Annotated in this window: 14 protein-coding genes; 9 read left to right on the top strand and 5 right to left on the bottom strand. The window is 69.5% G+C overall.

From position 1 onward, the window contains the following. Positions 1-63 precede the first annotated feature (63 nt). Positions 64-672, bottom strand: a complete 609-nt coding sequence (locus ABZ898_RS23935) for a hypothetical protein (protein ID WP_361662416.1) — start codon at positions 670-672, stop codon at positions 64-66. Positions 673-1,229: 557 nt separating this feature from the next. Here ABZ898_RS23935 and ABZ898_RS23930 point away from each other — a divergent pair. After that, the gene (locus tag ABZ898_RS23930) at positions 1,230-2,231 is read left to right on the top strand and encodes a hypothetical protein (RefSeq protein ID WP_361662413.1); all 1,002 of its coding nucleotides are present in this window, start codon (positions 1,230-1,232) and stop codon (positions 2,229-2,231) included. 137 nt (positions 2,232-2,368) lie between these two features. After that, positions 2,369-2,746, top strand: a complete 378-nt coding sequence (locus ABZ898_RS23925; protein WP_361662410.1) for a VOC family protein — start codon at positions 2,369-2,371, stop codon at positions 2,744-2,746. A gap of 152 nt (positions 2,747-2,898) precedes the next feature. Here ABZ898_RS23925 and ABZ898_RS23920 read toward each other — a convergent pair whose 3' ends face one another. Next, positions 2,899-3,684, bottom strand: coding sequence for an SDR family NAD(P)-dependent oxidoreductase (locus ABZ898_RS23920; protein ID WP_361662407.1), 786 nt, complete (start codon positions 3,682-3,684; stop codon positions 2,899-2,901). A 56-nt stretch (positions 3,685-3,740) separates the two neighbouring features. On the opposite strand from ABZ898_RS23920, the gene ABZ898_RS23915 reads away from it, so the two are divergent. Next, positions 3,741-4,190: a MarR family transcriptional regulator gene (locus ABZ898_RS23915; RefSeq protein WP_361662404.1), complete on the top strand. Its 450-nt coding sequence runs from the start codon at positions 3,741-3,743 to the stop codon at positions 4,188-4,190. Between the two features lie 67 nt (positions 4,191-4,257). Here the strand turns inward: ABZ898_RS23915 and ABZ898_RS23910 are convergent, their stop codons facing one another. Next, a complete protein-coding gene (locus ABZ898_RS23910; RefSeq protein WP_361662401.1) occupies positions 4,258-5,019 on the bottom strand; it encodes a DeoR/GlpR family DNA-binding transcription regulator in 762 nt (253 codons plus the stop codon). Between the two features lie 91 nt (positions 5,020-5,110). Between ABZ898_RS23910 and ABZ898_RS23905 the strand changes: the two genes are divergently transcribed. Both ABZ898_RS23905 and ABZ898_RS23900 read left to right on the top strand, forming a co-directional pair. Continuing rightward, on the top strand, positions 5,111-6,319 hold the full coding sequence (locus ABZ898_RS23905; protein WP_361662398.1) for an MFS transporter: 1,209 nt from the start codon (positions 5,111-5,113) through the stop codon (positions 6,317-6,319). A 157-nt stretch (positions 6,320-6,476) separates the two neighbouring features. Beyond that, on the top strand, positions 6,477-7,535 hold the full coding sequence (locus ABZ898_RS23900; RefSeq protein WP_361662395.1) for an aldo/keto reductase: 1,059 nt from the start codon (positions 6,477-6,479) through the stop codon (positions 7,533-7,535). A 92-nt stretch (positions 7,536-7,627) separates the two neighbouring features. On the opposite strand, the gene ABZ898_RS23895 is transcribed toward ABZ898_RS23900, so the two are convergent. Further along, entirely contained in the window at positions 7,628-8,014 is a 387-nt protein-coding gene (locus tag ABZ898_RS23895) for an SRPBCC family protein (RefSeq protein WP_361662392.1), read from the bottom strand. Positions 8,015-8,357: 343 nt separating this feature from the next. Beyond that, positions 8,358-9,752 carry a PLP-dependent aminotransferase family protein gene (locus ABZ898_RS23890; RefSeq protein WP_361662390.1) on the bottom strand — a complete coding sequence of 465 codons (1,395 nt, stop codon included), beginning with the start codon at positions 9,750-9,752 and terminating at the stop codon, positions 8,358-8,360. A gap of 60 nt (positions 9,753-9,812) precedes the next feature. Between ABZ898_RS23890 and ABZ898_RS23885 the strand changes: the two genes are divergently transcribed. The 4 genes from ABZ898_RS23885 to ABZ898_RS23870 all read left to right on the top strand — a co-directional run bounded on the left by ABZ898_RS23885 (position 9,813) and on the right by ABZ898_RS23870 (position 13,479). Next, positions 9,813-10,526, top strand: a complete 714-nt coding sequence (locus ABZ898_RS23885) for a hypothetical protein (RefSeq protein WP_361662387.1) — start codon at positions 9,813-9,815, stop codon at positions 10,524-10,526. A gap of 115 nt (positions 10,527-10,641) precedes the next feature. Continuing rightward, a complete protein-coding gene (locus ABZ898_RS23880) occupies positions 10,642-11,385 on the top strand; it encodes a phosphodiesterase (protein WP_361662384.1) in 744 nt (247 codons plus the stop codon). 329 nt (positions 11,386-11,714) lie between these two features. After that, positions 11,715-12,197 (top strand): Rrf2 family transcriptional regulator, encoded by a 483-nt coding sequence (locus ABZ898_RS23875; protein WP_361662382.1) that lies wholly within the window; start codon positions 11,715-11,717, stop codon positions 12,195-12,197. Between the two features lie 58 nt (positions 12,198-12,255). After that, positions 12,256-13,479 (top strand): FAD-dependent oxidoreductase, encoded by a 1,224-nt coding sequence (locus ABZ898_RS23870; RefSeq protein WP_361662379.1) that lies wholly within the window; start codon positions 12,256-12,258, stop codon positions 13,477-13,479. The last annotated feature ends 369 nt before the right edge of the window (positions 13,480-13,848 follow it).

Below are 13,848 nucleotides of genomic sequence, written 5' to 3'. Positions count from 1 at the left end.
ACTCAGGCAGGGCCGAGGAGGGTGAGGGGGCGGCGGGCGTCACGCGCATTGCGTGACGCGGGTTCAGATGGTGGGGGTGTCGTCGATGACCGGCTTGTGGATCTCGACGACCGGCTTCCATCCAGCGGTGAACTCGATGAAGTCCGCGCGGGTGGGGTACGTGTCGATCGCTCGACGGTCACGCTTGGGGGTCTCGTTGCCCTTGCGCCCCCGGGGTATCTGCTCCTCGAAGATGTCGACCTTCACGTCAGGGACCTCCTTGAGGCCCTGGCGCCAGATCTGCACGACATCGGCGCCGAACGCCTGCCGGGCCGCGGCGTAGAGGGCGCTGAGCGCCCCCTTGTCCCCGCTGGGGACGAAGAGCGCCAGGTCCAGCACGACGCCGGCGGACTGGAGGACCTCGATGGTCGCCGGCCCGTCCTCATCGGCCACGAACAGTCCGGCTTCATTTTCGTCGTCGGGAAGGCAGGAGATCTCTTCCTGGAACACGGTTCGCGCGGTGATCGAGCCACCCTCGAAATTCTCACCGGGCTTGGTCAGAAAAGCAGGGACGTAGCAGCCGGGAAGCTTCAGTTCTGCCGTGTCGGCGGAAACAAAGATTCTGTCCTTCGTGTCGAGCTTCGTCACGTCTTCCCAAGAGAGACGACGAGCGGAAATTTTCTCCGTGTTCACGATTTCCCTTTCAGGTTGCCCTGTTTTTATTAATGAAGACGCTACCACGAAAACCCGAGGTCAACTGCCCTGTAATCATTGGGTAAATGGTCCCCGGTGGCCTGCGTGAGAGGCTGCCGAAGCGAGTGCCGCTCGGCCGAGGACGTGCATCCGTCACGCAGTGTCTCTCGCTGCGGTGCTAGGGATCAAATGGCGGTTGCATTTCGGTGCGTTGGGTGGCATGGAGGAACTAAGAGAGAGTTTACGGTGGATAACGCCCATAGCGTCGGGGCGGAGAGGCGAGGCGTTCATTCGTCGTGCATCTCGAAGAGCGCAACGGAAACAGAAGGGATGGTCCGGGGATGCCCTGCAGCGCTCGGGTGAAGCGGAGGGAGTCGGCGGCCCGATGGAATCTGTCGAGGGTTGCGGGCGATGCGCCCCCGTACGCGCGGACGGTGGACGTGGCGGCTGGAGGTCTCGGTGACTGGGACGGTGCTACGTAGGCCCGAAGAACCATGGCGGGTCGCCTTCGCGTCTTGCCCCGGAACCACCTTGCGACGAAGAGAAGGCGCGCCCTCATGCCGACACAGCACATCCCGACGGTGTCACCGCCGAGCGGTGAGGGGCGGCGCGGACTGGCCGCGATGACATGCGCCGTGCTGTGGCGGCACCGCCGCTTTCTGGCGCGGGCGACGATACGCGTCGTGGCCCTGTACGCACTGGCCGGGACGTTGATGACGGCCGCGGTATTCGCGCTCGCCTGGCCCTGCTTCACCCGTATGCGCGACCAGCGCGTCTGGTACCAGCAGAACGAGGAGCCCTACCTGCACGACCACACCGACCTGGCACTGGTCGCCCTCGCTGCGCTCCCGCTCTTCCTGCTCCTCCTCGGGATCGGCAGCGCGGCTGTGCAGACTGTGTGTTCCCGGGTAGTCGCCGCAGTCTCCAGTGATTCGTCACAGGATGAGCCGCCGCCCGGCGTGGCCTTCGCGAGGCTGCGGCCGGTGCTCGCCGTGTACGCGCTGCGTGGCCTGATCGTGTGGCCCCTGCCGCTGCTCACCGAGGAGTTCGCACACAGCCTCACCGGCTACCAGCTCGACACCGACGAGCAAGTCCTGGAACGCGGATCCTGGCTCTTCACCTGCGTGACCGCGTCTCCTGCGGTCGCCGTCTTCGTCGCCGTGCTGCTGCGCCTCGCGCTGAGCCTCGCCCCCGCCTGCGCGGCCGCCGACGTTGCGCCCGTCGCGGCCCTGCGCAGGTCCTGGTCGCTGACATGGACGCGCTTCGGAGCGGTCCGTGTCGTCGCGCTCGCGCTCCCGCTGGCCGCGCTCACCGCCGGGGTGGTCCGGCTGGTGGTGCAGGTCGCGCTGCCGCTACGGCCGCTTGTGCGTGGCCTCCTCGAAGCGGCAACGGGAAATTCCTTCGCCGCGTACTACGCCGGCATCCTCGCCCCGGTCATCGTCGGCATCCTGGCCACTGCGGCCGTGATCCTCCCCATCGCGTGCACTGCCTTCGCAATCCTTCATCAACGGCTGTGGTCATCCCGTACTGCTTCCCGAGGAGTGGCCGCCACGGCCTGACACGCCACTGCGCATGGACGTAGGCTGCGTCCGGCCATCCCCGGACGGGGCAGAGCGCGGTGCTCAGTTCCGGCTCCGACTCGGTTTGGCGTGGGCGATATCTGGACGGCCGGGGAGATGCGTGATCGGCTTGGTTCATGACTTCGCTGATACGTCATGTCACCGTGGACGCCGCCGACCCGTTCGTGCTCGCGGGCTTCTGGGCCCAGGCGCTGGACGGCTCGCTGGCTGATGACGACTTCCCGGGGGACCCGGAAGCCTCGGTCACGAGTGCTGCCGCCACCCTGCTCTTCGTCCGAGTCGAGGACGGCAAGGCGGGCAAGAACCGCGTGCACCTGGACCTCCAGCCCCAGGACCGTACCCGGGACGAGGAGGTCGAGCGCCTGCTCTCGCTCGGCGCCACGCTTCAGGGAGACCACCGCAGGCCGGACGGAACCGGGTGGGTGACGCTGTACGACCCCGAGGGCAACGAGTTCTGCGTGGAACGGGGGGTGTCGGAGCGGGCGCGCGACTGACGTCCTGTCACCCTGCTTCCGCGGCCTCGCGGGTGGTCTTCGCCCTCAGCGTCCCCGAAGTTCTCGCCAGAAATAGGGCCTTGTCGATCGGGCCGATCGACGCTGGTCACGCGAGTGGGGCCCAGGCTACGTGAGGCCGCCAGGGCAGAAAGTCATTCCGGTACAAGAACGTGGGGCTGGTAAACGGGAACGTCGAAGCGACTGGACATGGCCTCGAAAGCGTTCTGCTCGGTGGCGCGTTGTGCGGTGAAGCCCGGCGTGGCGGTCGGGCCGAAACCTACTTCGGAGTGCGAGCCGTCCAGTAGGGGGAAGACGGTGTCGCAGAACTCGTCCAGATCGGCACCGTGCGCCTGGCCGGGGCCGGCGAGTGCGGTGGAAACTGCCGGGGGGATGAGTTCCACCACTCGGACCGGGGTGGTTCGCAAGGCGTGACGCAGGTTCACGGTGTAGCTGTGCAGCGCAGCTTTGGCCGCGCTGTAGAGCGGGGCGAACGGCTGCGGGAAGAAGGCTCCGCCGGACGTGACGTTGACCAGTACACCGGGACGTCCGTGGGCCAGCATGTACGGGACGAGCAGCCGGCCGAGGTGGACCGGCGCGGCGAACAGGATGTCGATCTCGTTCTGCGACTCGGCCCAGGGGGATCGGTCCGAGGCGATGCCCACCCGTCGCTGGACACCGGCATTGTTGATCAGTACATCCAGCTCCGGCATGACCTGCACGACGTGATCGGCAAGTCGCTGTCGTCCTTCAGGGTTGGCGATGTCGTTGACGAAGATCTCGAGGCCGGGCAGCCGGTCGGCCGCCGCGGTGAGCCGGCCCGGACTGCGGCCGGTGACCAGGACGCGGTGTCCGGCGGCCAGAAGCCGCTCGGCCAGGCCGAGGCCGATACCCGAGCCACCGCCAGTGATGAGTACCGCTCGCTTCTCGTGAGTTGCCATGTAAACCATCGTGGACCTTTCATGTTTACATGGCAACTCAACGGTAGGGTGACTCCATGACGCAGCCCCTCAACGACTCCGAGACGGCACGGTGGACCGCCTGGAAGCGGGCGAACGAGGCGGTGCTCGCCGCCGTCGCGCAAGAGATTCACCGTGCGGCCGGGCTGTCCGAAGCCGACTTCGCCGTCCTCTCACGTGTGATCGAGAACGGCGACGGCCGCATGCCCCAGCAGGATCTCGGCGACATGCTGGGATGGAAGCGCCCTCGCCTGTCGCGCCAGCTCTCCCGGATGACCGAACGAGGTCTGGTGCGGCGCGAAGACGGACATGGCAGGCGCATGTTGATCGCCGCAACGGCCGACGGCCGGGCCGCCCTCGCCGAAGCCCGCCCGGCTCACGCACGGGCAGTACGCCGAGCCCTGCTCGCACACACCCTTGCTCCAGGCTCCGACGCCTTCTGGGAGGTGATCCAGGAGATCTCATCGGCTCCCGGAGTGACGGACTAGGCCCGGCCGGGCGCTGGGGGTGGCCGGACGCCCGGAAGGCCCGGGAGACTCGAACCGAACGTAACGGTCAGACGACCCGGACGGCAGTCCCAGCGTGTTCGAGCGCGGCGATTTCTCCGGCGGGCGCGCTGGCGTCGGTCACCAGGGTGTGCAGATCGGCGGGAGGGGCGACATGGGCGTAGGCGGTGTGGCCCAGCTTGCTGCCGTCGGACGCGACGACGACACGGCGGGCGGAAGCGATGCTCCCCTTCTTCACCGCGGCGTCGTCGAGGTCGTAGGCGGTCAGACCGTTGGCCGCACTCAGCCCGCAGCAGCCCATGACGGCGGTGTCGAAGCGTAGGGCCGCCAGCGAGGCGAGGGTCAGTGGGCCGGTGAGCGCCCCCTCTGCGGCGCGGGGCTCTCCGCCCGGCACGACCAGCGTCGCGGGGCCGGGTGCCTTGCTGAACAGGTGGATGGCCTGTAGCGACAACGGCATCACGGTGACGGGCCGCTCGCGCAGCAGGCGGGCCACCTCCCGGCAGGTGGTGCCGCTGTCCAGGACGACGCTCTCGCCGTCCGCGATGAGAGCGGAGATCTCGGCGGCGATCCTGCGCTTGGCGTCGACCGCCTCGTGGACGCGCAGCGCGAAGGGCGGCTCCTCGCCCCGGAGCAGCAAGGTGCGCGCGCCGCCGCGAACGCGTTCGAGTACGCCTTGGGCGGCGAGGGTGTCGAGGTCGCGCCGGACGGTCATCTCCGACGCGCCGGTCAACTCGGCGAGTTCCTGGACCGTGGCGCCGCCCGAGTCCCTGACCACCTTCGCGATCAGCCTGTGCCGGTCTGCGTTGCTCATACCCGCGATTGAACACCACCAGAAGTCAAACACTCAAGATGTTCATTCATGCCTCTTACGAACATCTCGCATGTTCGTTAGTGTTCCCGGCATGGAACGTTCGCTACGGGCCGCCCGCCTGGCCACCTACGTCTACTTCGTCCTGTGCGGCACCCTCATGGGCGCGTGGGTGGTGCACATCCCCGCCATCGAGGAACGCGTCGGCATCAGCCACGCCGCGCTCGGCGGCCTGCTGGTGCTGCTCGGTCTGGGCGCTTTCCTCGGTATGCGGGTCGCCGGCCCCCTGACCGACCGCCTCGGCGCCCGCGTCGTCGTCTGCGCCAGTGGCGCACTCTGTGGAGCGTCCCTGGTCCTGCCCGGCCTGGCCGAGAATCCGTGGACGCTGGCCGGCGCCCTGCTGGTCTTCGGGTTCTGCAACGGCTCCCTGGACGTGAGCATGAACGCCCACGCCGTCCATGTGGAGAAGGCCTACGGCCGACCCGTCATGTCCGGCTTCCACGCCACGTTCTCCGTAGGCGGAGTCATCGCCGCGCTCGCCGCGGCGGCTGCGGCGAGCGCGGACGTGGGCCAGGCCACGGGTATGGCCGCCATGGGCTCCGTGGGCATCATGATCGCCCTGGCATCGGCCGGTGCCCTGCTGCCTGCAAAATCCGTCCCCGAACACGGGGAGCCCGCGCAGGAAGCCGAAGCGTCCCCGACCGTCGGGCCGCGCGGTCCCACGCGTCGCATCTGGTTCCTCGCCGTCCTGGCGCTGATGGTCATGCTGTGCGAGGGCGCCGCCAACGACTGGAGCGCCCTGCACCTCAAGGACGTCCTCGGCGCCCCCGCAAGCGTGGCCGCCTTCGCCTACGGCACCTTCGCGGCCGCCATGACCGTCGGCCGGCTGCTCGCGGACCGCGTCGTCGCCCGGTTCGGTTCCCAGGCCGTCCTGCGGTACGGCGCGACCACAGCCGCCTTCGGCATCACTCTCGCGGCCCTCTGCCCGTGGATGTGGGCCGCGTTCACCGGATGGGCGCTGTTCGGCCTGGGCCTGTCCGGTTGCGTCCCCCAACTGTTCAGCGCCGCCGGGCACACCGACCCCTCCACCGCGGGCGCGAACGTCTCACGCGTCGCAGGACTGGGCTACGTCGGCATGCTCGCCGGCCCCGCCGTCATCGGCTGGCTGACCCACCTCGTCGCCCTCAACACGGCCTTCGTCCTCCTCACCGTGCTCTGCGCCACCACCGCGGCCGGAGCCCGAGTGCTGAACACCGCAACCGATCCCGCCCGCGAGAACGAGCCGGCCCCCAGCAGCCTCTGAACGTCTGTGCGGCACGGACGCGCGTCCGCACGAAGTCGGTCACCGTGGAGTACGCCGGTCACCGGTGGAGTACGCCGGTCAAACCCCTTGCGCTGTAGCGCACTCCAACTCGTAGGGTCGCGGCGTTCTCAACTCAGTTACAACGTGGGGGAGTCGCATGCGTCACCGGGTTCTGGGCGGGACGGGTATCGAGGTCAGCGCGTACTGCCTCGGCACCATGATGTTCGGCCGGATCGGCAACCCCGACCACGACGAGAGCGTGCGGGTCATCCATGCCGCGCTCGACGCGGGGATCAACTTCGTCGACACGGCCGACATGTACTCGGCCGGGGAGAGCGAGACCATCGTCGGCAAGGCGTTGGCGGACCGCCGCGACGACGTGGTACTGGCGACGAAGGTCCACTTCCCGATGGGCGAGGGCCCCAACCGGGGCGGCAACTCCCGGCGCTGGATCGTCCGGGCGGTCGAGGACAGCCTGCGCCGCCTGGGCACGGACTGGATCGACCTCTACCAGGTGCACCGCCCCGATCACACGACCGACGTCGAGGAGACGCTCTCCGCCCTGACCGATCTCGTACGCCAGGGCAAGATCAGGGCGTTCGGCTGCTCGACCTTCCCGGCGGAACAGATCGTCGACGCCCACCATGTGGCCGAGCGCCGGGGGCTGCACCGGTTCCGCACCGAGCAGCCGCCGTACTCGCTGCTCGCGCGCGGCGTCGAGAAGCACGTGCTGCCCGTGGCGCAGCGCTTGGGCATGGGCGTGCTGACCTGGAGCCCGTTGGCCTCCGGCTTCCTGACCGGCCGATACCGCCAGGGCCAGGACATCGACCTGAGCAGCGGGCGGCCCAAGCTCAACTCGGCCCGCTTCGCCCCCGCGTCCCCGCTGACCGCCAAGAAGCTGGCGGCCGTGGAGCGGCTGGTGGCCGTCGCCGACGAGGTGGGCTGCACGCTGCCGGAGCTGGCCGTCGCCTTCCCGCTCGCGCATCCCGCCGTCACGTCCGTGATCATCGGCCCGCGCACGATGGACCAGCTCCAGGACACGCTCAAGGGGGCGTCGGTGTCCCTGGACGACGCCGCGCTCGACCGGATCGACGAGATCGTGCCGCCCGGCACCGACCTCTACCCGCCGGACGGCGTGTGGTCCCTGCCGGCCCTGACGACCCCGTCCCTCCGCCGCCGCCCGGCCGACACCAGAGCGGCGGCCGGGATGCAGTGAGGGTCGGCCGGTCCGCCCGGTCGGGGCCGGCTCAGCCCTGCCGGGCGAATAGCGGCGAACACGCGCGGTGCTGCATCAGCGTGTCCACCGGGTCAGGGCTGTACGAGGCGATGCAAGGCGAGGCGGGCAAGGGGAGTGTAGGCGAGGAGTGCGGGCTTCGGGCCGTCCATCGTCAGGCTGGTGGTGGTGCCGCGTTCCTGTGACGTCACCCCGTGGTGCAGCCGGATCTGCATGCGGCCCAGGCGCACCCGCCACGCCCAGGTGCGGTGATCCTCGTCGACGGCTTCCACGAAGAAGGCAACGTGGATGCCGACGACTGATTCCACCGTGCCGCTCATGCCGGGCCGCAGACGGCGGTCGGCGCAGTGGACCGCCTTGATCTGCGGGGACCAGGACGCCCATTCATCGACGCTCGCGTAGCGCTCCCAGACCGTCTCGGGGCCGGCCGCGCCACTGGCGGACAGGGTTACGCAGGCCATGGCGGAGCCGGGAGCCGGCGCGGCGGCCGACCGGTAGGAGCAGGTGTCATCGGTTCAGATCCTCACGCCGGGTGATGGCTGTGCTCGCGGTCTCGTCCCAGCATCGCGGCGACGGCGTCGACTGTCACGGCGAGGTACGGCAACGGGAGCAGTGCCAGTCGTGTGTAGTCCTACGAGGTCCAAGGGCGGGCTTGCCACGTCCGGGGCGGCACCGATGGCACCGGCCGAACGAAGCGAACGCGCGAGATCCCCGGCTCGGAAGACGCTGTCGAACTCGACCGCTCCGGTTCCGGCGAAGCTTCCGACGGCACGACCGTGCCGGCACTCACCGCCCCGTCGGCGCTCACGCGACAGGCGCAGGGGTGTGAGAACCGGTGGCGCCCCGCGTGAGTGCTCGCCGGGCTTGTGCCAGCCTGTCGATCGCTTCGGCCAGTTGACCGGGCGGGAGGGTGTAGGGCAGTCGGATGTTGCGTTCGAACGCGCCGCCGATGCCGAAGCGTGGTCCGGCTGCGATGGTCACTCCGTGGTCGGGTGCGATCGCTGCCAGCCGTGAGCTGATGGGCTGCGGGAACGTCGCCCACAGCGTGATGCCGCCGGTGGGCCGAAGGGCCTGGACCTCGGGCAGATGCTCGGTGAGCGCCTTCTGCAGTGCGTCGCGTTGTGATCGCAGTTGCTGGAGTGTGCCATGGCGCTGGGTCTGGTGCTCGTTCAGGAGTACGGCTGCGGCGAGTTGTTCGACGACCGGGGTGCCGAGGTCCGTGGTGTGGCGGTTGTGCTGGACGCGTTCCAGGACAGACGGTGCCGCCCGGATCCAGCCGATGCGCAGGCCGCCCCAGATGCTCTTGGAGACCGAGCCGATGCTGATCGCGGTCGGCATGTGCAGCGCGAAGGGCTCCGGGCTCGCTCCGTCCAGGGCCAGGTCGGTCATGGTCTCGTCGACGACGACTGTGGGACAGGCGAGCCGGAGGCCGGCGCGGATGCTTGTGGGCATGCAGAGCCCAGTCGGATTGTGGAAGTCGGGTATCAGGTAGGCCAGTTGCGCGCTGCGGGCGACGTCCTGGAGCTGTGCGGTGTCCCAGCCCGACGGTGTCAAGGCGACGGCCAGGAGCCGGGCGCGTGCCTCGGTGAAGGTGCTGATCGCGTGCGGGTAGGTCGGATGGTCGATCAGCACCCTGTCGCGTGGGGACAGGAGGGTACGTGCGAGAAGGGCGAGCGCGTGCTGCGCACCGTTGGTGATCAGGATGTGATCGGGCGCGGTGGGCAGGGAGCGCCGTCGATACCAGCCGGCCACCGCCTCACGCAGCTCCGCGATGCCGTACCGGTCGTAACCGTGCCGCTCGAAGTGCCGCGGCAACTGTTCGAGCGCGGTCGCGAACGCGGTGTGGAGGATCTCGACCGGTGCGGGCGGAGCGGCGAAGGACAGGTCGATGGCCGCATGGTCCGCAGTGCTCCTGCGCTCGGGCGGCGGGTCATCTGGCAGCCGCACCGTCGCCCTGGCGCGTGCCCGTGTGGCGAGGTATCCCTGATCGACGAGAGTGCGGTAAGCGGCGCTGACGGTGGTTCTGCTGGTGGAGAGCGCGGTGGCCAGGTCGCGCTCGCTCGGCTGGGCCGACCCGAGAGGCAGACGTCCGTCCAGGACCAGGAGCCGCAGCCTGTCGGAGAGACGCTGATGTGCCGGACCGGGCCCCTCCTGCCAGGTCCCCAGCATGCGGGCCACCGCGTGCGCACTGACTTTCACCTCGCCAGCATAGGCAATCTGGCTATGGAATCGAGGTCCAGATACTTACAGGCTTGCCGCATGGCATCTCCTGCTTCCGCCGCCGCGCACGTCCCCGTCCAGGTGCGTCACGACCAGCCTGTGCTGACCCGACTGAACGCTCTCGCTCAGATCAGGGCGGGCCGCACGACCCGCCGCATCCTCCAACTCCTGGTCGGCCTGGTCGGATACGGAGCCGCCGTGATGACGCTCGTCCAGTCCGGATTGGGAGCAGCCAGCTGGAACGTACTCACCGAGGGCGTCGCCACACGTCTCGGTGTCTCGTTCGGTTGGGCGACGAACCTGATCTCCCTGCTGGTACTGCTCGCATGGATTCCGCTGCGAGAACTGCCCGGCCTCGGCACACTCCTCAACGTCGCCATCGTCGGCTTCGCAGCTGATGCCACCGCGGCCGTCCTCCCTCCCCCGCAGGGGACACTCGCCGAGATCGCCTACCTCGTGCTCGGCCTCCTCGCACTGGCCTTCTTCGACGCGCTCTACCTCGGTGCGCAGTTCGGGTCCGGCCCGCGCGACGGCATCATGACCGGACTCGTCCGGCTCACCCGCCTGCCCGTGGCCGCGGTACGCACCGGCATCGAGATCGCCGTCGCCGGAACCGGCTGGCTCCTGGGCGGAACCGTCGGCGCCGGCACCGTACTCATCGCACTGTGCATGGGCCCCCTCGTCGGCTACTTCCTCCCGCGTGTAGCAGTGCGCCTCCCCGCCCCCGAGGCAGACGGGCAACACACCGGATGAACGCCGATCCACCACCGCTCCACCAGCACACGCCGCCGCCCGCCGGAGGGCCGGCAACGACTGACTGAACCCTCCCCGACGCACCCGACCACCCGCACCACGAGAGGACGAAGCGATGACGATGCTGCTTGCCCAGATCAGTGACCTGCACCTGGACGGCGGTGAGAGGGCCACCCGGCGCGCCGAGCGCGTCATGGACTACCTGCGGGCGTTGCCGCGTCCGGTCGACGCGGTCCTGGTCACCGGTGACATCGCCGATCACGGTGAGGAGGCCGAATACGAGCAGGCGGCCCGGATTCTCGCTGCCCCCTTCCCCGTGCTCACCTGCCCGGGCAACCATGATGTGCGCCCGGCCTACCGCAAGGCGCTGCTGGGGGAGACGCCCGATGACACGCCCGTCAACCGGCTCCACGACATCTCCGGGACCGCCGTGCTGATGTGCGACTCCACGATCCCCGGCCGTGACGAGGGCCGGCTCGACGCGGCGACGCTGGACTGGATGGACACCACTCTCGCCGCCCTGCCACGGGACACCCCGGCGCTGATCGCCTTCCATCAGCCGCCGGTAGAACTCCACCACCCGCTAATCGACTCCATGATGCTGGAGCAGCCCGAACGGCTGGCGGCCCTGCTGGAGACGCACCCACACGTCGTCGCCGTCCTGACCGGACACGCACACACGGCAGCCGCCTCGACCTTCGCAGGCCGTCCCCTGATCGTCGGCCCGGCTGTCACCTGGACCCTGCGCATGCCCTGGGAAGGCGACAATCCCGCAGACCGGGACCAGCCGCCCGGCATCACCTTCCATGTCCTGGACGACGACCGGCGCCTGACCACCCACTACCGCGTCGTGATCTGAATCAGCCCGAGCGGTCCGACAACGCCGACGTGCGGCCATGCAGTGGATCGACGACAGCTACCACGCCGTCTTCCCGGGTTGCTGCTCGACGGCGGTCTCGGCGGTATCTCGGTCGCCCGTACGGGTTCCGCGTGAGACTCTCCCGCCGCCCTGGCAGGCGTCATTGAGCGCGGCTACGGCGACGACACCCTCGCATTTTCACCGGAGACCTCGGGCGTTCGCTTCGCTCGGCCGGTGCCGTGGGCATCGACCCCTGACACGGTCGTCACCGCGGCCACGGCAGCCCTCCCGTTTTGACTGCTCCGAACCTGGATGAATATGGTCCAGGTATGCGGTTGAGCCGAGGAGTCGAGTGGGCCGTGCACACGCTGCTGAATCTCGCGTGGGCCGGCGGTGACGAGCCGGTGGCGGTGGCCACCCTCGCCGCCGGTCACGACCTGCCGCGCGCCTACCTCAACAAGCAGCTCCAGCTGCTGGTCAAGGCCGGCCTGCTGGAGTCGGTGCCCGGCGCCCGCGGTGGCTTCCGCCCGGCACGGGACCTCGCGTCGATCACGCTCCTCGATGTGGTCGACGCCATCGAGGGCCGCGAGCCGGTGTTCCGGTGCGCCGAGATCCGGCGGTGCGGAACTGTGGGGGAGTGCACGGTGAGCGACTTCAGCACGGCGTGCGCGGTCAAGGCGTCGATGGACCGGGCCGAGCGCGCCTGGCGTGAGGCGCTGGCCGCGCAGACGCTGGCGGACGTACGCCTGCGGGCGGACGCACACGCCCCCGCGATGGACACGTCCGTGCGCCGGGCGTTCGGACTGGACTGAACAGATTTCGATCAGGGCGAGGCTCCTGCCGCGCCCTTTTTTTGGAAGGTGAATCTGGATGAAAAATATCCTGGTTATCGGTGGCGGCTTCGCGGGTGTCTGGAGCGCCATCGGCGCGGTCCGCACGCTGCGGGAGAGCGGTACCGATCCCGCCGACATCCAGGTGACACTGGTGAGCAGCGGCGACGACCTCGTGATCCGCCCCCGCCTGTACGAGGCCGCCCCCGAGACCATGCGGGTCTCGCTGGACCGCGTACTCGGTCCAGTGGGCGTCCGGCGCGTCGCCGCCACGGTCACCGCCATCGACACCGACGACCGGAGCATGGTCGCCCTCGGGCGTGACGCACGCGAGATCGTCCTGCCGTACGACCGGCTGGTGCTCGCCGCGGGCAGTCAGGTCGTACGTCCCGAACTGCCTGGCGCGGAGCACCTGTTCGACATCGACACGATGGGTGCCGCAGCCCGCCTCGACCACCACCTGAAGCGCGTCGCCGAACAGCGCCCCTTCGAGGGGCAGTTCACCGTGACGGTGGTCGGGGCCGGCTTCACCGGCCTGGAGATCGCCACCGAACTGACCGAGCGGCTGCGCGAACTGGCCCCCGCCGAGCGGCGCGACGAGGCATGCGTCGTGCTCGTGGAGCGCGCGGACGTCGTGGGGCCGGAGCTGGGTGCGGGGCCGCGTCCGCACATCGCCGGCGTACTGGCCGACCTCGGCGTGGAGCTGCGCCTCGGGGTGACCCTCGACGAGGTCGGGGAGCGGTCGGTCACCCTGTCCGACGCGGAGGTCGTCCCCACCGCCGCCACGGTCTGGACGGCCGGCATGCGGGCCAGCGACCTCACCGCGCTCGTACCCGGCGAGCGGGACCGTATGGGCCGACTGCTGGTCGACGACCATCTCCGCGTCCAGGGCGTCCCCGGTGTCTACGCGGCGGGCGACACCGCGGCCGCACGCGCCGAGGACGACCACATGGTGACCCAGAGCTGCCAGCACGCCGTACCGCTGGGCAAGTTCGCGGGGCGCAACGTGGCGGCCGACCTGCTCGGCCTCGAACTCGTCCCGTTCGCCCCCGACCCGTACGTCACCTGCCTCGACCTCGGCCCCGCCGGAGCGGTACTGACCTCGGGCTGGGACCGCACGGTGCAGCTCACCGGACAGGAGGCCAAGGAGCTGAAGCAGCGGATCAACAGCGACTGGATCTACCCGCCGGTGGACGACCCCGACAAGATCCTCAACGCCGCCGACCACCGCACCACCTGGCCCACGGCGGAGACCACGGCCTGACACCCACGGGTCCCGGTGCCGCCGTGCGGTCCATCATGGCCGAGGCGGCGCCGGGATCAGGGCCAGGCCGGCGTGCGGACGTAGCGGGGGACAGGCGTGAGGGGATCACCGCTTTCCCGATTCCCGGCAAGTGAGGGTCCCGCCGCGGCGGATCGTGATGAAACGAGGATCCCTGACCTTCGGCAGGATCATGTTCTGCATTCTCCGTTGTTCGGTGTGCCTTGCCGCGACCCGTGACCAGAGGCGGACCGCCTCGTCCCAACCGCCGTAGCTGCGCGCGCGCCATGCCGTGCCGCGCCACGCAGGTCACGTGCCGTTCCCGTTCGCCGCCACACGAATGGGCTACTTGCTTGGCCGTCAGCAGAACAT

This window comes from Streptomyces sp. NPDC046860 (assembly GCF_040645115.1).
In the GTDB taxonomy this organism is placed as follows: domain Bacteria; phylum Actinomycetota; class Actinomycetes; order Streptomycetales; family Streptomycetaceae; genus Streptomyces.
Note: the sequence above shows the minus strand (reverse complement) of the source record. Positions and strands in the feature narration are given on the sequence as shown.